We start from the raw sequence: 25,334 nt of genomic DNA, 5'->3' as shown, positions 1-25,334 counted from the left end.
ACGCCTCAGGCAAGGAGCCGCGACATGTATGACCGTTTGATCCCCCCCGAGCGCATTCACCCCTGGGGAGACGAAGACCTGCTGGAGGCGACGGAGCAGGACCGCACCCGCATCGTGCAGGCGGCGCCGGTGCGCCGCCTGCAGCAGAAGACCCAGGTCTTCCCGCTCGATGTGAAAGCCTCGGTGCGCAGCCGCCTCACCCATTCGCTGGAGGTGCAGGAGACCGGTCGCCAGATCAGTCGCCGCATCCTGGCGGCGTTGCCAGCCGGAGTGGTGTGCGAGGGGGCCTTCATCAATCTGGTGGAGATGTCCTGCCTGTTGCACGATGTCGGCAACCCGCCGTTTGGCCATTTCGGCGAGCAGGTGATGAGTCAGTGGCTTGCCCAGGAGCTGGACGGCCTCTTCGCCCGTGCCCACGACCAGTTGCCGAGCCCCCAGTGGGCAACCCTTCGCCAGGATCTGCTGGTGTTTGACGGCAATGCCCAGAGCCTGCGACTGGTGCACAGCCTGCATGAGCTGAACCTCACCCTGGGGCAGCTGGCGGCGCTGTGCAAATACCCGCAGCAGCCCGTGCCGGGCCTGCACCATCCCCAGGGCTATGGTCAGCACCACGGCTGGACCAGCAAGCGCGGCATCTTCTTCAGCGAACAACCCCTCTATCGTGCCCTCGGCCAGAGCCTGGGGCTGGCCGAGGGGTGCCGTCATCCGCTGGTCTACATCATGGAGGCGGCGGACGACATCTCTTACTGCATCGCCGATCTCGAGGATGCGGTGGACAGGCGCATCCTCACCCAGATCGAGCTGCTGGCAGCTCTGCGCGAGGCGGACGAGGGCGGTTACATGGCCGACCTGCTCGATGAGGCGCTTGCCTCCGGTCGGGGGTTCTTCCCCCATTTTCGCCAGCATCTGACCCGGGATCTGGTGGCGCTGGCCGCCCATACCTATGTGGCCGAGCACGATCAGATCCTGAGCGGGGCCTATCCCCAGGCGCTGCTGCACGGTCAGGCTCCGGCAGCCCGGGTACTCGATACCCTCAAGCGGGTGGCTCGCGAGCTGGTGTTCATGCGCCCGGAGGTGGAGGCGCTGGAGCTGGAAGGCTATGCCGCCCTGCGCGGGGTGCTCTCCACCTACGCCTGCCTGCTGGCCCTGCCCGTCAGCCAGTTCGAGCGGCTGCTCGCAGGCAACGGCGGGAGCGAGCTCTTCTTTGCCCGGCGGCTGTTCCACCGCCTCTCTGCCCGCCACCTCAAGGCGTACCGGCTGGCGGTGGCGAGCCGGGATCCCCGTTTCGAAAAGGAGAGCGAGCAGGAGTGGTACTACCGGGTGCGGCTGCTGCTCGATTATGTGAGCGGCATGACGGATACCTATGCACTGGAGGAGTTCCGGCTGTTGTCAGGGATTTGACTGAACCTCTTTTTGGCCGCATTCCACCCATATGGGTGGGAGAGATATTGCGTAAAATTCGGTGTTTTTTTACACTGCGGCAACTTGTTCAACTTTCACACGGTAAGGAGACGACCATGCAACATTCCATGTTCAACGTTGCGTTCGATCGCTGCTCTGGCAGCGCGAAGACTCGTGCTCTTTATTTGCCGCGTGGAGGGGACAGGTAACACCTGCTTTTTTCATCACCCGCGGTTGTCCCGCAGGGTGATCACCTCTCTCCGGGGGAACCGCACGTTCAACTGGAGAATATTATGTCTATCGAACTCGCCCTGCTGCGCCACGTAGAGACCCTGGTTCAAAAAAGGATCACCCGGCTGGAGCGTCGCGTCAGCTACCTGTACCTTTCGCCTGTCCTGCTCAAAGACATCGGTCTGGAAGGGCAAAATGTGCAGATCGCCCACATCCGTGAGCGGGAGTTTCAAACCGGTTTCCGGCTCGGGAATCGAATAACCTGAGGGGAGGGGGCCTGGCCCCCGACCTGGTGGATGGCAGGCCTGGGCCTGCCATTTTTCTTTCCTGATGAGCATTGTCTCAATTTAGTTGTCGCACATTGCGCCAAACACTCTATGATCCCCCTCCGTTTCGTATGGGAGTTGATAATGTTCCGCCGCTGCTGTCGTCTCATCCTGCTATGTGGTCTGGCTTTCTGGAGCCTGATGGTTGCGGCCGCGCCGGCGCAACTGGACCAGAGCAACTTCACCCGGGACGAACTGCACTGGCTTGCCACCCATGATGAACTGGTCGTCGGCATGCCTTCGGCGGCCTGGCCACCCTATGTCTATACCGATGGGCGCGGCAACTTCACCGGCCCCCTGGATGAGTTCGCCTCTCAGATTGCAGCCAGGCTGGGGGTGAGCCTTCGCTACCGTGCCTATGCCAACAATGCGGCGGTCCAGCAGGCCTTGCTGGATGGCAAGGTCGACATGTTGATCGGGGTGGCACCGAGCCCGACCCGCACCCTGCAGATGCAATTTACCTCCGAGCTGATGGCACTGCCCCGGGCCGTGCTACTGACGGGGGGGCGGGAGAGCCTCTCCCTGGAGGAGGCCTATGGGGTGCGCTGGGTCTGCGTCTTCGGTGTCAGCGCCTGCGATGAGCTGCTGCGCCTGGGGATCTCGAACCTGATCACGGCCGACAGCCGGGACGAGGCGATCTTCATGCTCAAGGAGGGCAAGGCGGATGCCTACCTGGCCGAGCTGCCCATGCTGAACAGGCTGCAAGCCATGGCGGGCATGGCGCTGGCCAGGATCGACTGGATGAGGGATACCTCCCTCGCCATGGCCGTGGCGCCCAGGAATGATGTCTTGCAGGGATTGCTGGAGCGGGCCCTCGAGGATATCTCTCCCCTCGAGCGTCGCGCCATTCTGGAGGCGGGGGATATCCTCGACTATGCCCTGGTGAAAAGGAGCAGGGAGATCGTCTTCAATCCGCAGGAGCAGGCGTGGTTGCAAGCACATCCGGTCATCCGCTACGGGGTTGCCCCGGATTGGCCCGGGATGAGCGAGGTGGACGACAGGGGGCGGCTCAAGGGGCTCATTGCCGATCTGCTGACACTGATGAGCCAGCGTGCCGGGCTCCAGTTCACCCTGGTGCCGACCCGGAGCTGGGCCCAGAGCATGGCGCTCTTCCAGGATCGCAAGCTGGATCTCATCCCTGCCATGACTCCCACCGCGGAGCGTCAGCAGTTTGCCCGGTTTACCCCCAACTACGCGTCGATCAACCGGGTGGTCGTGGCGAGGCAGGGGATGGCCGAGCTCACCGCCGCCAGGGCACTGAAAGGGCACAGGGTGGGCATGGTAGGGGGCTCGGTGGAGCAGGTCTTGCTGAACGAGGTGGGGGCCATTGCCGTGCCGGTGGCCAGCGATGCCGAATTGCTGCCCCTGCTGGACCAGCAGAAGGTCGACTATGTGCTGATGAGCACTACCACCCTGGAGCAGTCGCTGCAAAAGGGATTCAGCGACCGCTACCAGGTGGTCTTCTCCGGCAGCGACCTGCGGGTACCCATCGCCATGGCGACCCAGTTGCAGGACCCCATGCTGCAGCAGATCCTCACCAAGGTGCTGATCGCCATTCCCCCCGACGAGCTCTCCGCCCTGGAGAAAAAGTGGCTCTCCCTGACCATACAGACGGGACTGGATCCGAAGACGGTGCTGCTCTGGTCCTCCCTCGGCGGCGGCATCTTCCTGCTCTGCCTCTTGCTGTTCATGGGCTGGAACCGGACGCTGCGCCGCCAGATCAGCCAGCGGCGGGAGGCCGAGCGGCGGCTCGAGGAGCAGCTGGTGTTTGTCCAGATGATGCTGGATGCCCTGCCCAACCAGGTGGTGCTGACCAACGAGCGCTATGAAGTGGCAATGACGAACCGGGCGTACCGGCAGATGTTCCTCGGCGGGGAGAACCTGACGGGCTCCTATGAGCGGTTGCTCCAGGATCGATTGCCCGAGTCGATCCGTGCCAGGGTGATGGAGGAGGATGCCAGCGTCTGGGAGAGCGGAGAGGAGCTCCATGGCCGGGGCGAGATCCGGTTTGATGACGATCGCCTGCACCAGATGATATACACCAAGCGGCTCTTTGCGGGGCCCGATGACAAGCGGCTCGGGATCCTGACTGTGCTGACCGACGTGACCGAGCTGGAGCAGGCGCGGTTTGCGGCCCAGGAGGCGCAGACCCGGCTGACCCAGATCACCGACAGCATGCCGGGTCTGGTCTATCAGTATCACTGGCTTGGGCCGGGCAAGGGGCACTTCCTCTACACCTCGCAAGGGGTCAGGGAGATGGTGGGGGTCGAAGAGGACCTGGTCGGCATGGCGGTCACCGGTGCCTCCATCCTGGGGCTGACAGGCAAGGCGCACCAGGACTTCGTGGCCACGGTGGATCGTCATGCCCTGAGCATGCAGCCGCTGGATCTCGAGGTGGAGATCCGGCGCCAGGGGGAGGCGGGCTATTTGCAGATCCGTGGTCACTTCGTTCACCAGGAGGGGCTTGAAGGGGTCATATTGAACGGCGTGGTGCAGGACATCACCAAGCTCAAGCGCCAGGAGCTGGAGCTGCGCCAGGCCAGGCGGGTGGCGGAGGAGGCGACCCAGGCGCGCAGCCGCTTCCTCGCCACCATGAGTCATGAGCTTCGCACTCCCATCTCCGGCATGCACGGCATGCTGGAGCTGCTGCAAATGAGCCCGCTGGATGACGATCAGCGCTACATGTTGCGCAATATCTCGACCTCCACCAACCACCTGCTCTATCTGGTGAACGACATCCTGGACTTCTCCAAGATGGAAGCCGGGCAGTTGCAACTGCATCCCCATCACTGCCGCCTGACCTCGGTGATTTGCGATGTCATCCGGGGACATGCGGCCCTGGCCTATGGCAAGGGACTCATTGTGACGCTGCGGTGGGGGAAGACGGTGCCGGATCTGGCCTGCATCGACGGGATCAGGGTGGGGCAGGTGATCTCCAATCTGTTGAACAACGCGGTGAAGTTCACCGAGGCGGGGGCGATCGCCATCCAGGTGGATTATGAAGACGACCGGCTGGCCTTCCGGGTCCGGGATACCGGGATAGGCATCGCCCTGGAGCAGCAGCGCACCCTCTTCATCCCGTTCAAGCAGGTGGAGTCCGACACCAACCGCCGGTTTGGCGGCACCGGGCTCGGGCTGGCCATCTGTCATCAACTCACCCAGAAAATGGGGGGGAGCCTGACCCTGGAAAGTACCCCCGGAATGGGCACCTGCGTGACCTTCACGCTGCCCCTGGCCGAGTGCCAGTGGGAAGCGCCGCCCCTGACCGGTCAGGTATGGTGGTGGTTTGGGGAGGATGAGGGGCTGGAATCGGTGATGGCCAGGCTGGGCGCCAGACTGGTACGCATGGAGGCACACCATTGGCAGCAGCCCCTCGAGGGGCATCTGCTGGCGCAGGAGAATCACCTGGAGCAGGCCCTTGGCAGTGACTGGCTGGCCTGTTTGCAGCGTTCGAACCTCAAGGGCATAGTACTCTCTCCCCATGAGGCCCTGCGGGGGCGCATGGGGGGCAACGCCTGGTGGCGACTGGGACAATCGCCCCTCTACCCCGATCTGTTGCTGGAAACCTGCCAGTCACTGTTCAACCAGCAGGCGAGCCAGTCGATGGGGATGGAGGGGGAGAAGCTCAGGGGGCGGGTGCTGGTGGCCGATGATCACCCCGTCAACCGGGCATTGCTGACGAGGCAGCTCGCTATCCTGGGGCTCGAGTCCGAGGTGGTGGAAGATGGCGAGGAGGCGCTGCGCGCCTGGCAGGGGCAGGACTTCGCCCTGCTGCTGACCGACTGCCACATGCCGGTGATGGATGGCTATGCCCTCACTCGAGCCTTGCGGGATGCCGGGGACAGTGCTCCCATTATCGGGGTGACGGCCGATACCTCTGAGGAGGCGAGCCAACAGATGCGTGATGCCGGCATGAACGACATGCTGTTCAAGCCCTACAGCCTGGATGCCCTGAGCCAGACCCTGGGACGCTGGTTGCCGACTCAGGAAGAACAGCTCGCCTCGGAGGCGCCCCGGCAAGCCAGGGTTCAGCTACCTGGCATAAGCTGGTTGACCCTGTTTGGGGATGAGGCGGTGGCACGCAGCATGGCCAGCGAATACCTGGAAGCCAACGAGCAGGATGGCGAGGACATGAGGCTGGCGCTGGCCAGCCAGGATACCCAGGCGCTGGTGGAGACGGCACATCGCATCAAGGGGGCCGCGCGCATGGTAGGACAGCAGGCATTGGCAGAGGAGGCGGCCCGGCTGGAGGCGGCGGCCAGATTGAAACAACTGGACAAGCTCGATGACCTGGCCAGGGCGGTACAGGCATTGATGGACTCTATCAGAGGTGAAACGGGGTTATGGCTCGATGAATAGCGCACGGCATGAGTTGGCGATCATGGTGGTGGAGGATCACAACTTCCAGCGCAAGGCCCTGATGCACCAGATCCGTGGACTGGGCTACGGCAACCTGCTGGAGGCGCAGGACGGGGAGGAGGCGCTGGCACAGTGCCAGCACCACAGGGTCGACATCCTGTTCTGCGATCTGCGCATGCCCGGCATGGATGGCATGGCGCTGCTGCGCCGCCTCTCCCTTGGCGGGTTCCGCGGCGGCATTGTGCTGTGCAGCGCCCTGGAGGATGACGTGGTCGATGCCGTGCTGCGCATGAGCCGGGCCTATGGCCTACAGGTGCTGGGGCGCATCGAGAAACCCGCGTCTCCCCAGCAGATCGCGCAGCTCATCGGTGCCTGGCGGCCCCAGCAGGTGCGCAGCCAGGAAGAGGATGGTTATCACCTGACCCTGGATGAGCTGCGCCGGGCGCTGGATCAGGACCAGTTACTGCCCTGGTATCAACCCAAGGTGGGTTTTCACAACGGGGAGTGGCTCGGCATGGAGGCGCTTGCCCGCTGGCAGCACCCCGAATATGGCCTTATCTCGCCGGCCCGTTTCATCCCGCTGGCGGAGCACAACGGGCTCATCGACCCGCTCACCGAGGTGATCATCGGCAAGGCGCTGCGGGACGGCCACCTGTGGGAGAAGACCGGGCTCTCCCTGAACCTGTCGATGAACCTCTCCACCACCTCCCTCATCGAGGGGGATCTGTGCAACACCCTGCTCAGCCACTGCCAGCGCTGGAGCATCAACCCCGAGCTCATCACCCTCGAAGTGACCGAGAGCGCCTTCGTCAAGGATCTCGGCAAGTCGCTGGAGGTGCTGACCCGCTTGCGGATGCACGGTTTTGGTCTCTCCATCGATGATTTCGGGACCGGCTACTCCTCCATGCAGCAGCTCGCCCTGCTCCCCTTTACCGAGTTGAAACTGGACAGATCCTTCGTGGATCGCTGCTATGAAGATCCCTCTCGCCTAGCCATCATCGAGTCCAGCATCGAGCTGGCTCGCAAGTTGGGCTTGAAATCGGTGGCCGAGGGGGTCGAAGATGAGGCGACCTGGCAATTGCTGGCGAAGCTGGGGTGCGATCAATGCCAGGGCTTCTTCTCCGCCCGTCCCATGCCCCGCGAGGAGCTGATGGGATGGCATCAGGGTTGGCAGGCTCGTTTGCCCGCGCTCATCAGACGCTAATCCCGGGCAGGATGCCCGACGAATTCCAAGGATGGCCATGAAAATATCAAGCAAGTTGTTGTTGAGCTTCTGTTTTATCAACCTGCTCATCATTCTCTCCTCCGCCCTTGTCTATCATCAGCTCGGCCGGATCGAAGGCTCGCAAGATGCCTTGCTGGCCCAGGCCCTGCCCGCCCTGCAGCGGGACGAGGCGAGCCAGAAAGCCCTGATTGCCACCGTTTCATCCCTGCGGGCTTATCTCATTCTCGGCAAGGATCCGGCACAGGGTGATCGCATCAAGCAGGAGTGGGAAGAGGCCTGGCACGCCATCGAGCGCCAGCGTTTCACCCCCGACCTGACCCGGGCACTCAAGGATTTCAAGGGGGCACAGTCACAGGTGTGGGCCCTGGCTCACACCGAAGAGAACCTGCCCGCCCACACCCTGATGCTGCTGGAGGCCGGCCCCCTGGCGGAGTCGGCCCTCGATCAGTTGCAGTCTTTTGCCAATGAAGAGGTGGCAACGCCCCAGGCGACGTTGCCCGGTGACAGGCGCCTGCTGCTCAAGCAGGTGGGGGATGCCTACAACAGCCTGGGCAATGCGCTCTCCGCCCTGCGGGATTTCCTCATCTCGGGGGAGAAGGAGTACCTGGACAAGTATCGGGACTACTACCAGTTCCACCAGCAGCGGGTGGCCGAGCTGAAACAGCAGGAGGCCAACTTCACCGAGGCACAAAAGGGGCTCTGGACGCTCTTTGAAGAGATGTCAGCCCCCTTTGCAGAGCTGGTCGGTCAGGTGATCGAGAAGCGCCAGGCCCCGGACTGGGACAGGGCTAACCACCTGATGGCCACCGAGATAGAGCCCGCCCTGACCCGGCTGGCGGATCAGCTGGCGACCCAGGTGACCCATACCCGTGCCGAGGTGGACAAGATGGCGGGGGAGATGGCGGCCGCCAGTCAGGCCATTCACCGCACCCTGCTGCTGGCCACCACCAGCGTCATCCTGCTGGGCACCCTGGTGGCCCTGCTGTTCAGCCGGCGCCTGACCCGGGACATCGCCAGCCTGGTGAAACGGGCGGGCCTGGTGGCCGATGGCCGCCTCCCCGTCACCCCCTTGCCCGTGCTTCGTCAGGATGAGCTGGGAGGGCTCACGGGCTCCATCAACCGGATGTCGGCACAGTTGCGCGAGCTGGTGGGGGAGATCCAGGGGGCGGTCGGTCAGGTGGAAGGGGCTGGCCGCGAGGTGGGCCAGACCACCAATGCCATCGTGGATGATCTGGCGAGCCAGAATCAACGGCTCGATGCGGTGGCTGCCGCCATCGAGCAGATGTCGGTCAGTACCCGGGATGTGGCGGGCAACATTGCGGACGCGGCGGGAGCGGCTCGCCAGACCGAGCAACAGGCAAGGGAGGGGGAGCAGGCCCTCGCCCGCATGGGGACCACCATGGCGCAGATTGGTGCCATGATTGCCCAGGCAAACCAGGCGATGACGCAGCTCAGCAGCCAGAGCGAGCAGGTGGGGAGGGTCACCGAAGTGATCGCCACCATCGCCGAGCAGACCAACCTGCTGGCACTCAATGCGGCCATCGAGGCGGCGCGGGCCGGTGAGCAGGGACGGGGATTTGCCGTGGTGGCCGATGAAGTGAGGCAGTTGGCCAGCCGCACCAGCGCATCGACCATGGAGATCAACCAGACCATTGCCAGCATCCAGCAGCAGACCCGGGAGACCGCGGATACCGTGGGCAGCGGTACCCTGCTGGTGGAGCAGGGGCGCGGCGCCGTGGCCTCGGTGACCGAGACCCTGGAGTCGATGGCGACGCTGGTGCAGGATCTCAGCGGCCAGCTTGCCGCCATCGCCACCGCCACCGAGCAGCAGTCAAGGGCGGCGCAGGAGGTGGCGGGCACGGTGGAGGAGATTGCCGGGCTCAGCCATCAGTCCAGCGAGCATGGCCAGCAGGGGGAGCAGATCGCCGCCCGCCTGACCCGGGAGACGGGGAGACTGACATCGGCCATCAGCCGCTTCGAACTGGATGCCTGACGCAAGGGAGAGAAAAACGGGGCAGACCTCTGGGTCTGCCCCGTTTTTTTCGGCCCGAAAACCTGGTGGTGGAAGGATGCACGACGCAGGTGCGGTCCTGACCGATCGGGAGCAGAGGAATGGTGTCTTGTGTACTGCCCTGTGGCTCTTTCTGCCGGCAGGACGGGTCACTCCAGGCGGCGGAAGGCCTGGTTTTCGAAGCTGCTGCAGGTCTCCTGGTTGAGCAGGTTGACCAGCAGGATGGCCCGCTTTTCGCCATCCGGCTCCAGATAGATGGCTTCAAACCCGGCGAGTGGGCCGGATTCGATAAGTACCTTGTCTCCCTGGGTCGGCAGACGGGCATAGCTGGCGCGCGCCTCGTCGCTGTCGTCCCGGCTCATGAGCCGGTAGATCAGCTGGCTGCTGACGGGGGTCCACTCCTTGCCGAAGTGGATGATGCGACTGATGCCCCGGGTCGATTTCAGGGTGACCGGGGTGACCTCTTCCAGATCCACGTAGATGAAGAGATAGTTGGGGAACATGGGCTCGCGCTGGGGCACGCGCTTGCCTCGCCGCAGTTTTTCAATCTCGACCATGGGGTAATAGGATTCAACGCCCTGGGCTGCCAGATGGGCGCGGGCGCGGGCCTCTTCCTTGGGTTTGCAGTAGGCCAGATACCATTTCTTCATTGTTGTTCTGTTTTTCGTGTTGCCGTGCTTCTGGCTATGATAACGGGGGTAAAAAAAAAGGCCACGCTTGACGTGGCCTTTTTTCCAGAGTGAGTGATTACCAACCTTTCACCAGACCGCCCTTGAACAGCTCGGTCCCCTTCTTGAAGACCTCGTCGGTCTGGAAGGACTGAACGAACTCCTTGACCTTCTCGTCGTCCTTGTTGTTCTCGCGAGCAACGATCAGGTTGACGTAGGGGGACTCCTTGTCTTCGACAAACAGGCCGTTCTCGGTCGGGGTCAGACCAATCTGACCGGCGAAGGTGTTGTTGATGATGGCCAGATCCACGTCTTCCAGGGAGCGCGGCAGTTGTGCGGCTTCCAGCTCGACGATCTTGAAGTTGCGCGGGTTGCTGGCGATGTCCAGTACGGTCGCTTCCAGACCGGCACCCTCTTTAAGCTTCAGCAGACCCTGCTTCTCCAGCAGGATCAGGGAGCGACCCAGGTTGGTCGGATCGTTCGGCACCGCGATCTGGGCACCGTCTTTCAGCTCGGACAGGGCCTTGACCTTCTTGGAGTAACCGGCGATCGGGTAGACGAAGGTGTTGCCGACCGGCACCAGCTTGAAGCCGCGATCACGGATCTGGGCATCCAGGTAGGGCTTGTGCTGGAAGGCGTTGACGTCGACGCTGCCGTCGTTCAGGGCCACGTTCGGGGTGACGTAGTCGGAGAAGGTGACCACTTCGACGGTCAGGCCGTATTTTTCCTTGGCCACCTTGGCCGCGGTCTCAACCAGCTCGGTCTCGGGACCGGCGATGGCGCCCACCTTCAGGGTCTTGTTCTCTTCCTTCTGGCCGCAGCCGACCAGTACCAGGGTTGCCAGCAGCGCAGCTGCTGCGGATTTGATGCCCAATTTCATAAAAACCTCCTGTCAGAAATCGACGATTAACGATGATCACATTGTTTGACCAGGCGCTCACCCGCGCTCTGGATGAGTTGAACCAGCACCACCAGAATGACCACGGTGACCAGCATGACGGTGGGATCGAAACGCTGGTAGCCGTAGCGAATACCCACATCACCGAGACCACCGCCTCCGATGGCACCTGCCATGGCGGAGTAGTTCACCAGGGTGACGAGGGTGATGATGACGCTGTTGAGGATCCCCGGCAGGGCCTCGGGCAGCAGCACCTTGGCGATGATTTGCAGGGGCTTGGCCCCCATGGCCTTGGCCGCTTCCAGCAGGCCGTCAGGCACCTCCATCAGGGCCCCTTCCACCAGGCGGGCGATGAAGGGAATGCAGCCCACGGTCAGCGGCACGATGGCGGCGATGGTGCCGATGCTGGTGCCGACGATGAAGCGGGTCAACGGAATGATGGCGACCAGCAGAATGATGAAGGGCACCGAGCGACCGACGTTGACGATGACGCCCAGGACCTTGTTGAGCAGCGGATTGGCCAGGATCTGGCCCGCCTTGGTCACGTGCAGCGCCACGCCGAGCGGCAGGCCGAGCAGGCAGCCGAACAGGGCGGAGGCAAACACCATGATGAGGGTGTCGCCCAGAGCCGAAATCAGCAGATTAATCATTGCTTCGGACATAACCCATTACCTCCAGCTGAATGTGGTTGTCGATGAGGAACTGTTGGGTGGCCTCGCACTGGGCCTCGTCCCCGAACAGTTCCGCCAGCAGGAAGCCGAACTTGACGCCACCGGCGTATTCGATGTCTGCGCTCAGGATGCTGATGTCGATGTTGAAACGGCGGCTCGCCTCGGAAATCAGCGGCGAATCCACCGTGGTCCCGGTAAAGCCGAGCTTCACCAAGGGATAGCTGCCGGGCACCCGGTCGCTACTCATCCGATCCTGATACTCCTGAGGCACTTCCAGGTGGATGGTGGAGTGGATGAAATCCCGGGCCAGCTGGGTCTTGGCATTGCTGAAGAACCAGGCCACTTCCCCCTGCTCGATGAGACGGCCGTCGCTGATGATGGCCACTTCGTCGCAGATCCCCTTCACCACGTCCATTTCGTGGGTGATGAGCAGTATGGTGAGCCCCAGCTTGACGTTGATCTCCTTGAGCAGGGTCAGGATCGAGCGGGTGGTCTGCGGGTCGAGGGCCGAGGTGGCCTCGTCACACAGCAGGACCTTGGGAGCCGGTGCCAGGGCGCGGGCGATGGCGACGCGCTGCTTCTGCCCGCCGGAGAGCTCGGACGGATAGGCGTGGGCACGGGCTTCCAGCCCGACCAGGGCCAGCAGTTCGCTGACCCGGCTCTGGATCTTGTCCTTGCTCCAGCCCGCCAGCTCCAGCGGGAAGGCGATGTTGGCGGAGACGGTGCGAGAGGCCAGCAGGTTGAAGTGCTGGAAGATCATGCCGATCTGGCGGCGAGCCTGAGTCAGATCCCGCTCGCTGAGGGCGACCAGGTCCTGGCCATCGACGATGACCTGCCCCTCGGTGGGGCGCTCCAGCAGGTTGACGCAGCGGATGAGGGTACTCTTGCCGGCACCGGAGGCACCGATCACCCCGAAGATCTTGCCTTGGGGCACATGCAGGCTCACGTCACGCAGGGCGTGCACGGCATCACTGCCTTTACCGTAGACTTTGTTGAGACCGATCAACTTAATCATGGATTCTTCCGTGCTAACAGCCTTAAAGCACAGGGCGCTACAGGCGGGTAAATTGGGCAGAGGTTTCACTGGGTAGCTCTGTCATCATGGAGGATGATGCTAAGATGTCCGGATGGCTGTGTCAACGCATGTTTTTACGTCTAGACGTCTAAAAAATGGATAAGGATTCCCGCCATTTGACTATGGTGTGGAGGTATAACCACCAGCATCAATATAAGATTCCGATTTGATGACATTGGTCCGAATATAAGCTGGTAAATATCTTTTATGTCGTCGATTTGATGTCTCCCCTTCGGACAAGGTGCCCGGTCGTCCGGGCAGCATCGCTGCCGGTTTCCCCTTCCTCCTGCCGTCTCTTTTTCTGTTTTCTTTTCCATCTCCTTGATGCAGAACAATAAATGACCAGTTCGTGGCCGTGTCGACATGCCAGCTCCCTATACTGGCTGCAGGTAGATGCCAGGAGGGAGGCGAGATGCGATTCCAACAGATCAAGGACCTGATGCTCTATCTCGAGGAGCTTCATCATCGGCAAGGGCACATTTACGGGCGCCAGATCCCCCGGGTGGATGCTGAGCGCAGCAGGATGTTGCTGGCCTATTTGCAAGGGCGGGAGGATGCCGCGGCGGCTCATCTGCACGATTATCGCGAGCAGATGGGAAGCGCGGTGAAGGAGACCTGGCTGGATCAGGGATTTGGCGAGGATCTGCTGGCCGAGGGGGATCGTCTGGCGCTGCCCGCCACAACCCAGCCCGCGGAGATAGTGGCCCTGGTGTCACGCCAGGAGGAGAGGCTCATCGGCGAGCTGGAACGTCTGGCCCGGGAGTGCCCCACGCCCGACACGGCGGCGCTGCTGAAAGCCCTGGCCTCCATGGCCCAATCCCGCCTGACCCGTCTGGTACACGGTGCTCATCGCCTCGACGATCTCTGAGCCCGGATGAGAGAGACCCGGCACGGGCCGGGTCTTCTGATGTTGCTGGCGGTCAGCCCCCTTGCCGGGCCGCGCCATAGAGGGCGGCGCCTATGATGCCGGCCTGGTTGAGGTTCGCGGCCGCCACCAGGGGAGCCCGGGTCTCAATCTTGTCGATGAACTTGTCGAGCTTGGCGGCGCTGCCGCCCCCCAGGATGAAGAGGTCGGGGGAGAACAGAAACTCCAGGCGAGCCAGGTATTTGTTGAAACGTTTGCCCCAGCGGCCCCAGGAAAGATCCTCGCGCTTGCGTACCGCATCGGAGCAATAGTGTTCGGCCACCATGCCTTCCAGCATCAGGTGACCCAGCTCGGTATTGGGCAGCAACTGGCCATTGACGAAGATGGCGGTACCGATGCCGGTGCCGACGGTGATGAGAATGATGACGCCCTGGCGATCCTGCCCGGTGCCAAAGCGCATCTCCGCCAGACCAGCCGCATCGGCGTCGTTCAGGACATGGCAGGGCAGGCCGGTCACATCGGCAAACAGGTGGGCGGCATCGGTCTCAATCCAGCTCTTGTCGATGTTGGAGGCATTCTTGGCGATGCCGTTGTGGATGGTGGCGGGAAAACCGCACCCCACGGGACCCTTCCATTCGAAGTGTTCGACCAGCGCCTTGAGGGTGTGTGCCACGGCGGCCGGGGTTGCCGGTTGCGGTGTGGCGATGCGGTGGCGTTCGCCAATCAGCTCCCCGGTTTCGGTGTCGACCAGGCAGCCCTTGATCCCGGACCCCCCAATATCTACTCCCAGCATCTGCATCAGAATCTTCCTTTTATTGTGCCGATGTTCAATGGTCGGCAGAGCATGAAAAAATGGCTGCGATCCGGCAAGGGCCAGATCACTTATGCGTGATCCGGCAGACCTTTTTCGATGCAGCGGATCAGCAATCGTGTCTTTTTATTCTCTTCCTGCTGACGCCTGGCCAGGGTCGCCAGCGCCCACTCGATATGCTCGGCCACCATGGGCCCGGCCTCAGGCAGCGCCTGTTGCAGGGCGGCCAGGACCTCGCTGCTGGCCGGTCCGTTGCCAAGGGCCACCGCCAGGTTGCGGCGCCAGCGCTGATAGCCGATGCGGCGGATGGGGCTGCCTTCCGTGTGCTTGAGAAATTCGGCCTCGCTCCAGCCCCACAAGGTCAAGAGGGGCGGGCGGTGCAGATTGGGGCGCGGGCTGAAGTCGGGCTCCGGGCTGGCATCGGCATAGCGGTTCCAGGGGCAGATGAGCTGGCAGTCGTCACAGCCATAGATGCGATTGCCCATGAGCGGCCTGAACTCCTCGGGAATGGGGCCGTCATTCTCGATGGTGAGATAGGAGATGCAGCGCCGCCCGTCTACCACATAGGGGGCGATGATGGCACCGGTGGGGCAGATGTTGATGCAGGCCACGCACTTGCCACACAGCTCCTTCTCCACCGGGGCATCCACGGGCAGCGGCAGGGCGATGAGCAATTCTCCCAGAAAGAAGAAGGAACCGGCGGACTCGTTGAGCAGCAGCGAGTGCTTGCCCACCCAGCCAAGGCCGGCCTTGGCCGCTAGCGGCCTTTCCAGAATAGGGGCCGAGTCGACGAAGGGGCGCCACTCGCCCAGGGTTTGTCCCGCAGCCTGCAACAGGGTTTCGCACCGCAGCTCGATGCGCTCCCCCAACTGTTTGAGCCGGTTGCGCAGCATCTTGTGGTAGTCGCGGCCGAGGGCATAGCGGCTGATGTAGCCGAGGGTGGGATCGCGCAGGGTGGCGGCAAAGCCCGCCTCGAACGGGAGGTAGTTCATCCGCACCGAGATGACCCGCAAGGTACCCGGCAACAGCTCGTGGGGGCGGGCCCTCATCATGCCGTGGCGCGCCATGTAGTCCATGGTGCCGTGATAACCGGCATCCAGCCAGGCCTGCAACCTCGGCTCTTCCAGGGTGAGATCGGTGTCGGCGATGCCGACCTGGTCAAATCCTAGCTCCCTTGCCCAGAGCTTGATATCGTGGGCCAGTTGCGCAAGTTCGGCAGCCGTCATGCAGCATCCCCCCTCTGCCTGCAGGAGTGTGGCAGGCGCAGGGCGGCAATATGGCGTGCCAGTTGCCGGGTCATGGGATGATGAAACGTGGGGGCCGTCATGGTAGAGGTGTTCGGGGACGCTATCCGCAAAAATGAGTGGGAGAGTCTAGCACAACCCCTGTGGCGGGCCGAGCAGATCCGCAGCATGGAACGGCGCTGGGCCGAGCAGGAGGGGCTTCCCCTCTATGTGCTGATGGAGCGGGCCGGGAGTGCGCTGTGCAACTATGCCTGTCACCACTGGCCCGACAGCCGCCAGTGGTGGATCTTCGTCGGCCCTGGCAACAACGGCGGTGACGGCTACGTGCTGGCCCGCCTTGCCCGGCGCATCGGCCTCGAGCCTTTGGTGATTGCCGCCCGGGCTCCCGGTCTGCTGAGGGGAGATGCCAGGCGGGCTGCCGAAGAGTGGCTCGCATCGGGGGGGAGCGTGACCATGGCCGAGGATCTGCTGCCCGCCACGCTGCCGCCGCCGGATCTGGTCATAGACGCACTGCTCGGTACCGGCGTCCAGCTTCCCCTCTCCTCGTCAATGACAAAGATCGTCGCAACAATCAATGGCTTGAACGCGCCCGTGCTGGCGGTGGATCTCCCCTCCGGTCTCAATGCCGACACCGGCCGCGCCATGGGCGCACTGGTGCGCGCCACCCGCACCCTCACTTTCATCGGCATCAAGCAGGGCATGCTCACCGCCGACGGGGTGGACGGAGTCGGCCACCTCGACCGGGATCCCCTGGGAGTGACGCCGGGGGAGGAACGGGTTCCCGCTGCCGAGCGGATCGATTATCCCAGCCTCAAGGGGTTGCTGACCCCGCGCAGGCGCTCGGCTCACAAGGGACACAGCGGCAAGGTACTGCTGACGGGGGGGAACCTCGGCATGCAGGGAGCGATCCTGCTGGCGGGTCAGGCCTGTCTGCGGGCGGGGGCGGGATTGGTACGCCTGCGCCAGCACCCAGATTGCCCGGCGGCCAGCCTGGTTCAACCCGAGCTGATGGGATGCCCGGCGGACATGGATGAAGGGTGGGCATCTGTGCAGGTACTGGGCCCCGGGCTCGGTCAGGATGAGTGGGGCCGGGCCCGGTTCGAACAGGGCATCGGAGCCGCCGTGCCACTGGTATTGGACGCCGATGGATTGAATTGGCTGGCGCAGGCCCCCCGTCATCAGGATAATTGGGTGCTCACGCCCCACCCCGGGGAGGCGGCTCGCCTGCTGGGCTGCACCATCGCCGAGATCGAGGGGGACAGGTTTGCGGCCGTCTCGCGACTGCAACAGCGCTACGGTGGTGTGGTGTTGCTCAAGGGGGCGGGGTCGCTCATCTGCGACGGCAGGCGCATTTCCCTGTGCGACGAGGGTAACCCCGGCATGGCCAGTGGCGGCATGGGTGACCTCTTGTCTGGTATAATCGCCGCCCTTCTGGCTCAGGGCTGGTCTGCGGGCATGGCCACCCGACTCGGGGCCGTGATCCACGCAGAGGCCGCCGATCTGGCCGCTGCCGAGGGTGAGAGGGGCATGCTGGCATCGGATCTGCTGCCCTGGATCCGTCGTCTGGTCAATCCGACACAGTAACAAGTAACAAGAAGAACATGGCAAAAACCTTGATGATGACACTGCCGGACGAGGCAGCAACAGTGGCACTGGGTGGCCGTCTGGCAAAGGCGTGCCAACAGGCCACCACGGTATTTCTGCACGGTGCCCTCGGGGCCGGCAAAACCACCCTGACCCGAGGCTGGGTGCAGGGACTGGGTCATGAGGGCAAGGTCAAGAGTCCGACCTATACCCTGGTGGAGCCCTATGAGCTTGCCCAGTGGCAGGTCTATCACTTCGATCTCTATCGACTGGCGGACCCGGAAGAGCTGGAGTTCATGGGCATTCGCGACTATTTCGCCGCCGATACCCTCTGCCTGGTGGAGTGGCCACAGAAGGGCGAGGGCTGGCTGCCAGCCCCGGATCTCGAGATCACCCTGAGTTATGCAAACGAGCAGCGCGAGGTGCAGATTGATGCCCGCACTGCTATCGGCGAAGCCATTCTGGAACGGTTGTCATCTCAGTGCGCGTGATCCTTGTCTTTGTTCTCTCCCTGATGGCGTTGCCCACCTGGGCCAATCAGCTCAAGAGTGTGCGGGTGTGGCCATCACCGGACAACACCCGGGTGGTGCTCGACATGAGCAGCGCCCCCAATTTCAACTACTTCACCCTGACCGGTCCGAACCGTCTGGTCATCGACCTGAAAGGGGCGAGCAACGCCACCAACCTGGCCCGCATCGAGAACAAGAGCGAGCTGGTGCGCAAGATCCGCGAGAGCACGCCGCTGGAGAAGGGCGGCCTGCGACTGGTGCTGGATCTCGGCTCTGCCATCAAGCCGGTGGTCTTCCCGCTGGCGCCAGCAGGTCCCTATGGCCACCGTCTTGTGATCGATCTTCCCTATGAAGAGAAGGGGAGCGCTGCGGCGCAGCCCGCTCCCGTCGGGGGGCACGGCAAGGCCATCGTCATCGCCATCGATCCTGGTCACGGCGGGGAAGACCCGGGCTCCATCGGCCCGCGCCGCACCTACGAGAAGCGGGTGACCCTGGCGGTCTCCCAGAAGCTGGCGGCCCTCATCGACCGGGAGCCCGGCATGCGAGCCGTGCTGACCCGCCGTGGCGACTACTTCGTCGATCTCAACAAACGCTCCGAAATCGCCCGCAAGGCCAAGGCAGACCTGCTGGTGTCGGTGCATGCCGACAGCTTCCACAACTCGACTCCTCGCGGTGCCTCCGTCTGGGTGCTGTCGACCAACCGCGCCAACCGCGAGATGGGTAGCTGGCTCGAGAAGCAGGAGAAGCAGGGGGAGCTGCTGGGGGGCGTTGGCAAGGTATTGGCCGAGTCTGATCCCAACCCCTATCTGGCGCAGACCTTCCTGGATCTCTCCATGGACAAGTCCAGGGCCGAAGGCTATGACGTCAGCCGCCAGATCCTACGCTCGCTCGGCCGGGTGGCCAGATTGCACAAGAAGGCGCCGGAACATGCGAGCCTGGCGGTGCTGAAGGCGCCGGACATACCCTCGGTACTGGTGGAGACGGGCTTTATCTCGAACCACGCCGAGGAGAAGCTGCTGGCCACCGCCAGCTATCAGGATCAGCTGGCCCGGGCCATCTTCGAGGGGATCCGCAACTATTACCGCAGCCATCCGACCAAGGGGCCCATGCTCACCGGCAAGGGCCAGGTTGCCGCCCCGCCGCGTCAGGCGCCTGCCAGCAAGCCGGTCGCCGTCAGCAAGCCGGTTGCCCAGCCAACGCAGCAGGTCGTGACCAACCGGATGCCGGCGAGCGAGCCCTATCGCGTTGGTGAGGGCGGCGCCCCGGTCAGCAGCGTCGGCAGCGCCTCCGGTGCCGGCGTGATCAAACCTTACAAGGTCGCAGCCCAGGAGCCGAGTGCGCCGGTAGCCAGCGTGCAGAGCAACGACAAGTCCAACATGATCCGCCACGTGGTCACCCGTGGCCAGAGTCTCTCCCGTCTCGCCGAGAAACATGGGGTGAGTCAGGCGCGACTGGTGGAGATCAACAAGCTCAAGTCACGGGACATCCAGATAGGGCAGGTGCTCTATATTCCGCGAAAATAGCGCGGGCTGAAGAACGCTGCCCTTCTCTGCCGATGGCAGGGAGGGGCGGTGAGCGTTGATGGCGCCAGGTCCACCTCTTCCCCTTTTTCATCTGCAGGAGCAAGCGATGCCAATCCGTATATTGCCGCCGATTCTGGCCAACCAGATTGCTGCCGGTGAGGTCGTGGAGCGGCCCTCCTCCGTGGTGAAGGAACTGGTGGAAAACAGCCTGGATGCGGGGGCTGACCGGGTCGAGATCGACATCGACAAGGGAGGCGCCAAGCTTATCCGCATTCGTGACAACGGCTGCGGTGTCGCCAGGGATGAGCTGGTGCTGGCGCTGTCGCGCCACGCCACCTCCAAGGTGGCGACCCTGGACGATCTGGAAGGGATCAACAGCCTGGGCTTTCGCGGGGAGGCGCTCGCCTCCATCAGCTCCGTCTCCCGCCTCACCTTCACCTCCCGCACGGCAGAGCAGAGCGAGGCCTGGCAGGCCCAGGCGGAAGGGCGTGAGATGAGCGTCACCGTCAAGCCGGCAGCCCACCCGGTGGGCACCACGGTGGAGGTGGTGGATCTCTTCTTCAACACCCCGGCGCGGCGCAAGTTCATGCGCAGCGAAAAGACCGAATTTGCCCACATCGACGAACTGGTGCGCCGCATCGCGCTCTCCCGCTTCGACGCTACCCTGATCCTGCGCCACAACGGCAAGGTGGTGCGCCAGTACAAGGCGGCCAACACGGTGGCGGAGCAGGAGCGCCGCCTCGCCGCCGTCTGCGGTTCCTCCTTCATGCACCATGCCCTGGCGGTATCGAGCGAACACAGCGACGTGCGGTTGTGGGGCTGGCTGGCCACCCCGGCAGGAGCCAGGCCGCAGAACGACCTGCAATACACCTATGTCAATGGCCGCATGATGCGGGACAAGCTCATCAATCATGCCATTCGCCAGGCCTATGACGAGCTGCTGTCCGCCGATCGCTTCGCGGCCTATGTGCTCTATATCGAGCTGGATCCCCGCCAGGTGGATGTCAACGTCCATCCGGCCAAGCACGAAGTGCGTTTCCATCAGGCGCGTCTCATCCACGATTTCATCTTCCAGGCGCTGTTTACCGCACTGCGCCAGGACGGGGCAGGGAGCGCCACCGATGCCCCCCTGGCCGAGACCCAGGTCGAGCTGCCGGGCAGCCCGGAGGTCACCTATCCGGGTCAGGCGCCGCGCACCGAGTGGTACGGTGCCGAACACGGCTATCGGGCTCCTGCCCCTGCGCGAGATGGCGACGGCGTGCGGGAAGGCAGTGGTGGCAGGGGAGGACACTACCAGCCTCCCGAACCCCCGAGCCGGGCCGCCATGCGAGGCATGGGCGCCTTGCTCACCACCCTGCCCGAGGTGGCGATGCCGGCATCCCGGCCCGTAGCCGAGAGCGGTGCCGTCGAGACGCCTGCCCGAACGGGGGTGTGGCGTGCCCTGAGCCTGGTCGAGCAGGCCTATCTGCTGATGGAGCGTCAGGGGCAACTGGCGCTGCTCTCCCTGGTACGTGCCGAGCGTCTGTTGTTGCGCCACTGGCTGCTGGATGCCTGGGGCCAGGGGCTGGCGGCCCAGCCTCTGTTGCTGCCGGTCTCCTTCAAGCTGCCGAAAAACCTGGTTGCCCTGGTGGAGGAGCGGGAACGTCTGCTCAAACGCATGGGGCTGGAGTTGAAAAGCGGGGGACGCGACACCATGATCCTGACTCGGGTGCCTGCCCTGCTGCGCCAGACCGATCTGGCCCGCCTCTTACCCGAATTGTTGCAGCTGGTCGAGAGCGGATCTGACAGTGATGCCGATGCGCAGGCTGGAGTACTATGCCAGTGGTTGGTGGAGCAAGGCATAAGTGCCGAAAAAATATACGATTTTGCCACTGCCACCCGGTTGTTGACGGAACTTGTTGCCGATTTCAGTGACCAACTGGCAGACGTTCGCATGGTGCGTCCGTTGCCGCTGGCGAACGTGCTGGCCGAGTTTGCCGATGGCAACTGACGGCGTCTCGTCGTCTGTTGCATCCATATGACCAGTTTTATGCCGGTTCGCCCGTGAAGGGGCGGCCGAAGGGAGTGTTTAACGTGGCTGACTTGCCGACTGCAATTTTTCTGATGGGGCCGACGGCCTCCGGCAAGACGGATCTCGCCATTGAACTGTGCCAGGCCCTGCCCTGCGACATCATCAGCGTGGACTCCGCGCTCATCTATCGCGGCATGGACATAGGCACCGCCAAGCCGACGCCAGCCGAGCTGGCGCAGGCCCCGCACCGGCTGATCGACATCCTGGATCCCGCCATGAGTTATTCGGCGGCGGATTTTTGCAAGGATGCCCTGCGGGAGATGAAAGAGATCGCCGACCGTGGTCGCATTCCGCTGCTGGTGGGCGGCACCATGCTCTATTTCAAGGCGCTGCTGGAGGGGCTTTCTCCGCTGCCTTCCGCCGATCCCGCCATTCGGGCCGGCATCGAGGAAGAGGCTGCCCGCCTCGGCTGGCAGGCGCTCCATGACGAACTGGTGCGCATCGACCCGGTGGCCGGTGCCCGCATCCACCCCAACGATCCCCAGCGCCTGTGCCGGGCGCTCGAGGTTTACCGCATCAGCGGCAAGACCCTCACCGAGCTGACCCAGGTACAGGGAGAGGGGCTGCCCTACCGGGCGCTGCAGTTTGCCATCGCGCCGAGGGATCGGGCCGTGCTGCACCAGCGCATCGAACAGCGGTTTGACAAGATGCTGGGCAGCGGCTTCGAGCAGGAGGTCAGGGCGCTTTACGAGCGGGGGGATCTCACCCCGGATCTTCCCTCCATTCGCTGCGTGGGATACCGCCAAATGTGGGACTACCTGGCGGGGGAAGTGGAGTATGATGAGATGCGTTATCGCGGCATTGTTGCCACCCGCCAGTTGGCCAAGCGTCAGATGACCTGGTTGCGCGGTTGGCCTGATGTGACCTGGTTGGAATCTGGTGAGTCTGGCAATCTGGCCAGGGTCGTCGCCCAAGCTGGTCCGGCTTGACACTCCTGTATAATCAGGTTGTTATATTGAATATCCGGTGTTTAAAAACAACAAACTATAAGGAAAAGAAAGATGGCTAAGGGGCAATCTCTCCAAGACCCGTTTTTGAATGCGCTGCGCCGTGAGCGTATTCCTGTTTCTATCTATTTGGTGAACGGCATCAAACTGCAGGGTCAGATCGAATCGTTTGACCAGTTTGTCATTCTGCTGAAGAACACCGTGAGCCAGATGGTCTACAAGCACGCCATTTCCACCGTGGTGCCGGCCCGTGCCGTCAACCATCACCAGCACGCCCCGGGCGCCGCCGGTGAAGAGCAGGGTGAAGCCGAGGCGTGATATCCTGCGGCGAGTTCACTCGCCAACTCAGATCCATCATGATACCTGTCAAGGAGCAAGCGCTTGTTTGACCGTTACGAAGCTGGTGAACAGGCCGTTCTGGTACATGTCAACTTCAGCGATGAGGGCGAGCGGGAGGATCTGGACGAGCTCAAGATGCTGGTGAGCTCGGCCGGGGTCAATGCACTGGGGGTGATCACCACCAGTCGCAGCGCACCCAGCGCCAAATTTTTTGTCGGCAGCGGCAAGGCGGAAGAGATCGCGTCCCAGGTCCAGATGCTGGACGCCGACGTGGTCATCTTCAACCATGCCCTGACCCCTGCCCAGGAGCGCAACCTGGAGCGTCTGTTCCAGTGCCGGGTCGTGGACAGGACTGGCCTTATCCTCGATATCTTCGCCCAGCGTGCCCGTACTCACGAAGGCAAGTTGCAGGTCGAACTTGCCCAGTTGCGCCATCTTTCCACTCGTCTGGTGCGAGGCTGGACCCACCTTGAGCGACAAAAGGGGGGGATCGGTCTGCGCGGCCCGGGTGAAACCCAGCTCGAAACCGACCGACGCCTGCTGCGTGAGCGCATCAAGGCCATTTTGCGCCGCCTCGACAAGGTGGCCAAGCAGCGGGAGCAGGGGCGCCGTGCCCGCAACCGCAACGAAGTGCCGACCGTTTCTCTGGTGGGGTATACCAACGCCGGAAAATCCACTTTGTTCAACCAACTTACAGATGCCAGCGTGTATGCTGCCGACCAATTGTTCGCAACCCTGGACCCCACCCTGCGTAAATTGGTGATCCAGGATGTGGGTGATGTGATCCTGGCGGATACAGTTGGATTTATTCGGCACTTGCCCCATGATCTGGTCGCGGCCTTCAAGGCGACGCTGCAGGAGACCCGCGAAGCGGATCTGCTGCTGCACGTGGTGGACTGCGCCGACGAACAGATGCAGGAGAATATCGACTCGGTCCAGCAAGTGCTGGCCGAGATCGAGGCGGATGATCGCCCCCAGCTGATGATCTGCAACAAGATCGACAAGCTGAGCGATCGTCCTGCCGGCCTGGAGCGTGACGAGGCGGGTCGCCCGGTGCGAGTCTGGCTGTCGGCCCAGACCGGTGAAGGCAGCGAATACCTCTTCCTGGCCCTGACCGAACTGCTGGCCGGTTCCATGGTCCATCACACCCTGCAGTTGCCGCCGTCGGCCGCCAGATTGCGCAGTGCGCTCTATCGGCTGAAGGGCATCGAGCAGGAAGGTTTCAGCGAGGAGGGGGATTTCGTCCTGGAAGTCCGCCTGCAACTGGCCGACTGGAACCGCCTCATGAAACAAGAAGGTGAGAGTTTACAACGCTTTATCAGGCATTGATTCGTCGATGACGATGAATGTTTACAGGTTTCATCGACGAGAGATGGCCCGATAGAGATGATATCCATCCGCATGTATTAATGGAGACGCTGATGGCTTGGAATGAGCCTGGTAACAATGGCAAAGACCGTGACCCCTGGGGGAACAACGGCAAGAATCAGGGCCCCCCTGATCTGGACGAGATGCTGCGCAAGGTGAGTCGTCGTTTCGGCGGTCTGCTCGGTGGAGGCAAATCCGGTGGTGGTGACGTGGGCAAGTTTGGCCTCTCCATCGCCCTGGTGGTGGCCGTGGTGGTGTGGGTCGTCAGCGGCTTCTACACCATTCGCGAAGCCGAGCGGGGCGTGGTGCTGCGCTTTGGCGAGTACTCCCACAACGTGGATCCGGGCCTGCGCTGGAAGCCGACCTTCATCGATCGGGTGATCCCGGTGGATGTGGAGTCCGTGCGCTCTCTGCCGGCCTCCGGCTTCATGCTGACCCAGGACGAGAACGTGGTGCGGGTCGAGATGGACGTGCAGTATCGCGTGGTCGATCCCGAGCAGTACCTGTTCAGCGTGACCAATGCCGACGAGAGCCTGAGCCAGGCGACCGACAGCGCCCTGCGCTATGTGGTGGGTCACACCAAGATGGACGACGTGCTGACCACGGGTCGTGAGAAGGTGCGCCAGGAGACCTGGCAGGTGATCGACAGCATCATCGAGCCCTACCACATGGGTCTGCAGATCGTGGACGTCAACTTCCTGCCGGCTCGTCCGCCGGAAGAGGTGAAGGATGCGTTTGATGACGCCATCTCCGCTCAGGAAGATGAACAGCGCTTCATTCGTGAGGCGGAAGCCTATGCCCGTGAAGTGGAGCCCAAGGCCCGCGGCCAGGTCAAGCGCCTGGAGCAGGAGGCCGAAGCCTACAAGTCCCAGATCGTGCTGAAGGCCAAGGGTGAGGTCGCTCGCTTCAACGAGCTGCTGCCCCAGTATCAGGCTGCCCCGGAGCTGACCCGCGATCGTATCTACCTGGAAACCATGGAAGAGCTCTATCAGCAGGCCAACAAGGTCCTGGTGGACATGCCGGCTGGCAACAACAGCATGATCTACCTGCCGCTCGACAAGCTCTCTGGCAAGGCGAATGCCGTGCAACCGGCACGTCCTGCGGGCACCCCGGCAGTCGAGGCGGCCCAGCCGTCCAACGAAGGGGCCAACTCCACTCCGACCCCGCTGCGTGGCGGTGATCGTTTCAGCACAGGGAGAAACTGATAG

At 63.0% G+C, this 25,334-nt stretch carries 20 protein-coding genes; 14 read left to right on the top strand and 6 right to left on the bottom strand.

Annotation, left to right across the window (positions count from 1 at the left end):
- The first annotated feature begins 24 nt into the window (after positions 1–24).
- From dgt to BGO64_RS09045, 5 genes are all read left to right on the top strand, one after another.
- Positions 25–1,401: a dGTPase gene (dgt, locus tag BGO64_RS09065; protein ID WP_049637124.1), complete on the top strand. Its 1,377-nt coding sequence runs from the start codon at positions 25–27 to the stop codon at positions 1,399–1,401.
- Between the two features lie 293 nt (positions 1,402–1,694).
- A complete protein-coding gene (locus BGO64_RS09060) occupies positions 1,695–1,898 on the top strand; it encodes a hypothetical protein (RefSeq protein ID WP_286700531.1) in 204 nt (67 codons plus the stop codon).
- Between the two features lie 144 nt (positions 1,899–2,042).
- Positions 2,043–6,317 (top strand): transporter substrate-binding domain-containing protein, encoded by a 4,275-nt coding sequence (locus BGO64_RS09055; RefSeq protein ID WP_286700530.1) that lies wholly within the window; start codon positions 2,043–2,045, stop codon positions 6,315–6,317.
- The gene (locus BGO64_RS09050; protein WP_041214588.1) at positions 6,310–7,521 is read left to right on the top strand and encodes an EAL domain-containing response regulator; all 1,212 of its coding nucleotides are present in this window, start codon (positions 6,310–6,312) and stop codon (positions 7,519–7,521) included. Before BGO64_RS09055 ends, BGO64_RS09050 begins: the two co-directional genes overlap by 8 nt.
- Before the next feature lie 37 nt (positions 7,522–7,558).
- Entirely contained in the window at positions 7,559–9,535 is a 1,977-nt protein-coding gene (locus BGO64_RS09045) for a methyl-accepting chemotaxis protein (RefSeq protein ID WP_201901558.1), read from the top strand.
- A 167-nt stretch (positions 9,536–9,702) separates the two neighbouring features.
- Here the strand turns inward: BGO64_RS09045 and rfaH are convergent, their stop codons facing one another.
- The 4 genes from rfaH to metN all read right to left on the bottom strand — a co-directional run bounded on the left by rfaH (position 9,703) and on the right by metN (position 12,805).
- Positions 9,703–10,203: a transcription/translation regulatory transformer protein RfaH gene (rfaH, locus tag BGO64_RS09040; protein ID WP_010673182.1), complete on the bottom strand. Its 501-nt coding sequence runs from the start codon at positions 10,201–10,203 to the stop codon at positions 9,703–9,705.
- A gap of 97 nt (positions 10,204–10,300) precedes the next feature.
- Positions 10,301–11,101, bottom strand: a complete 801-nt coding sequence (gene metQ, locus BGO64_RS09035; RefSeq protein WP_010673183.1) for a methionine ABC transporter substrate-binding lipoprotein MetQ — start codon at positions 11,099–11,101, stop codon at positions 10,301–10,303.
- Between the two features lie 26 nt (positions 11,102–11,127).
- Positions 11,128–11,781: a methionine ABC transporter permease gene (locus BGO64_RS09030; RefSeq protein WP_029313844.1), complete on the bottom strand. Its 654-nt coding sequence runs from the start codon at positions 11,779–11,781 to the stop codon at positions 11,128–11,130.
- Positions 11,762–12,805 carry a methionine ABC transporter ATP-binding protein MetN gene (metN, locus tag BGO64_RS09025; protein WP_039040957.1) on the bottom strand — a complete coding sequence of 348 codons (1,044 nt, stop codon included), beginning with the start codon at positions 12,803–12,805 and terminating at the stop codon, positions 11,762–11,764. Before metN ends, BGO64_RS09030 begins: the two co-directional genes overlap by 20 nt.
- A gap of 472 nt (positions 12,806–13,277) precedes the next feature.
- Between metN and BGO64_RS09020 the strand changes: the two genes are divergently transcribed.
- Positions 13,278–13,733, top strand: a complete 456-nt coding sequence (locus BGO64_RS09020) for a hypothetical protein (RefSeq protein WP_010673186.1) — start codon at positions 13,278–13,280, stop codon at positions 13,731–13,733.
- A gap of 52 nt (positions 13,734–13,785) precedes the next feature.
- On the opposite strand, the gene ppgK is transcribed toward BGO64_RS09020, so the two are convergent.
- Both ppgK and queG read right to left on the bottom strand, forming a co-directional pair.
- A complete protein-coding gene (gene ppgK / locus BGO64_RS09015) occupies positions 13,786–14,529 on the bottom strand; it encodes a polyphosphate--glucose phosphotransferase (protein ID WP_286700529.1) in 744 nt (247 codons plus the stop codon).
- 83 nt (positions 14,530–14,612) lie between these two features.
- Positions 14,613–15,767 (bottom strand): tRNA epoxyqueuosine(34) reductase QueG, encoded by a 1,155-nt coding sequence (queG, locus tag BGO64_RS09010; protein WP_286700528.1) that lies wholly within the window; start codon positions 15,765–15,767, stop codon positions 14,613–14,615.
- A 99-nt stretch (positions 15,768–15,866) separates the two neighbouring features.
- Between queG and BGO64_RS09005 the strand changes: the two genes are divergently transcribed.
- The 8 genes from BGO64_RS09005 (at position 15,867) to hflK (ending at position 25,331) form a co-directional block, all read left to right on the top strand.
- Positions 15,867–17,369 (top strand): NAD(P)H-hydrate dehydratase, encoded by a 1,503-nt coding sequence (locus tag BGO64_RS09005; protein WP_286700527.1) that lies wholly within the window; start codon positions 15,867–15,869, stop codon positions 17,367–17,369.
- Between the two features lie 17 nt (positions 17,370–17,386).
- Positions 17,387–17,860: a tRNA (adenosine(37)-N6)-threonylcarbamoyltransferase complex ATPase subunit type 1 TsaE gene (tsaE, locus tag BGO64_RS09000; protein WP_286700526.1), complete on the top strand. Its 474-nt coding sequence runs from the start codon at positions 17,387–17,389 to the stop codon at positions 17,858–17,860.
- Entirely contained in the window at positions 17,851–19,401 is a 1,551-nt protein-coding gene (locus BGO64_RS08995; protein WP_041211134.1) for an N-acetylmuramoyl-L-alanine amidase, read from the top strand. The genes tsaE and BGO64_RS08995 overlap by 10 nt, the downstream gene beginning before the upstream one ends.
- Before the next feature lie 106 nt (positions 19,402–19,507).
- A complete protein-coding gene (gene mutL / locus BGO64_RS08990) occupies positions 19,508–21,391 on the top strand; it encodes a DNA mismatch repair endonuclease MutL (RefSeq protein ID WP_286700525.1) in 1,884 nt (627 codons plus the stop codon).
- A 92-nt stretch (positions 21,392–21,483) separates the two neighbouring features.
- Positions 21,484–22,401, top strand: a complete 918-nt coding sequence (miaA, locus tag BGO64_RS08985) for a tRNA (adenosine(37)-N6)-dimethylallyltransferase MiaA (protein WP_080770083.1) — start codon at positions 21,484–21,486, stop codon at positions 22,399–22,401.
- Between the two features lie 72 nt (positions 22,402–22,473).
- Positions 22,474–22,737: an RNA chaperone Hfq gene (gene hfq / locus BGO64_RS08980; protein WP_011704864.1), complete on the top strand. Its 264-nt coding sequence runs from the start codon at positions 22,474–22,476 to the stop codon at positions 22,735–22,737.
- A 63-nt stretch (positions 22,738–22,800) separates the two neighbouring features.
- Positions 22,801–24,087, top strand: coding sequence for a ribosome rescue GTPase HflX (hflX, locus tag BGO64_RS08975; RefSeq protein ID WP_043758245.1), 1,287 nt, complete (start codon positions 22,801–22,803; stop codon positions 24,085–24,087).
- A 92-nt stretch (positions 24,088–24,179) separates the two neighbouring features.
- Positions 24,180–25,331, top strand: coding sequence for an FtsH protease activity modulator HflK (gene hflK / locus BGO64_RS08970; protein WP_286700524.1), 1,152 nt, complete (start codon positions 24,180–24,182; stop codon positions 25,329–25,331).
- Positions 25,332–25,334: the final 3 nt, after the last annotated feature.

Source organism: Aeromonas sp. 62-46 (genome assembly GCF_001898585.1).
GTDB classification, from domain to species: domain Bacteria; phylum Pseudomonadota; class Gammaproteobacteria; order Enterobacterales; family Aeromonadaceae; genus Aeromonas; species Aeromonas caviae.
The sequence above is the reverse complement of the archived record's forward strand: the minus strand, read 5'-3'. Positions and strand labels throughout refer to the sequence as shown.

Coding starts and splice junctions, on each gene's coding strand:
- tsaE (WP_286700526.1), top strand. CDS start 17,387: ATGGCAAAAACCTTGATGATGACACTGCCGGACGAGGCAGCAACAGTG.
- rfaH (WP_010673182.1), bottom strand. CDS start 10,203: ATGAAGAAATGGTATCTGGCCTACTGCAAACCCAAGGAAGAGGCCCGC.
- queG (WP_286700528.1), bottom strand. CDS start 15,767: ATGACGGCTGCCGAACTTGCGCAACTGGCCCACGATATCAAGCTCTGG.
- mutL (WP_286700525.1), top strand. CDS start 19,508: ATGCCAATCCGTATATTGCCGCCGATTCTGGCCAACCAGATTGCTGCC.
- hfq (WP_011704864.1), top strand. CDS start 22,474: ATGGCTAAGGGGCAATCTCTCCAAGACCCGTTTTTGAATGCGCTGCGC.
- BGO64_RS09005 (WP_286700527.1), top strand. CDS start 15,867: ATGGTAGAGGTGTTCGGGGACGCTATCCGCAAAAATGAGTGGGAGAGT.
- BGO64_RS09055 (WP_286700530.1), top strand. CDS start 2,043: ATGTTCCGCCGCTGCTGTCGTCTCATCCTGCTATGTGGTCTGGCTTTC.
- BGO64_RS09020 (WP_010673186.1), top strand. CDS start 13,278: ATGCGATTCCAACAGATCAAGGACCTGATGCTCTATCTCGAGGAGCTT.
- ppgK (WP_286700529.1), bottom strand. CDS start 14,529: ATGCAGATGCTGGGAGTAGATATTGGGGGGTCCGGGATCAAGGGCTGC.
- BGO64_RS09045 (WP_201901558.1), top strand. CDS start 7,559: ATGAAAATATCAAGCAAGTTGTTGTTGAGCTTCTGTTTTATCAACCTG.
- BGO64_RS09050 (WP_041214588.1), top strand. CDS start 6,310: ATGAATAGCGCACGGCATGAGTTGGCGATCATGGTGGTGGAGGATCAC.
- hflK (WP_286700524.1), top strand. CDS start 24,180: ATGGCTTGGAATGAGCCTGGTAACAATGGCAAAGACCGTGACCCCTGG.
- BGO64_RS09060 (WP_286700531.1), top strand. CDS start 1,695: ATGTCTATCGAACTCGCCCTGCTGCGCCACGTAGAGACCCTGGTTCAA.
- metN (WP_039040957.1), bottom strand. CDS start 12,805: ATGATTAAGTTGATCGGTCTCAACAAAGTCTACGGTAAAGGCAGTGAT.
- dgt (WP_049637124.1), top strand. CDS start 25: ATGTATGACCGTTTGATCCCCCCCGAGCGCATTCACCCCTGGGGAGAC.
- BGO64_RS09030 (WP_029313844.1), bottom strand. CDS start 11,781: ATGTCCGAAGCAATGATTAATCTGCTGATTTCGGCTCTGGGCGACACC.
- metQ (WP_010673183.1), bottom strand. CDS start 11,101: ATGAAATTGGGCATCAAATCCGCAGCAGCTGCGCTGCTGGCAACCCTG.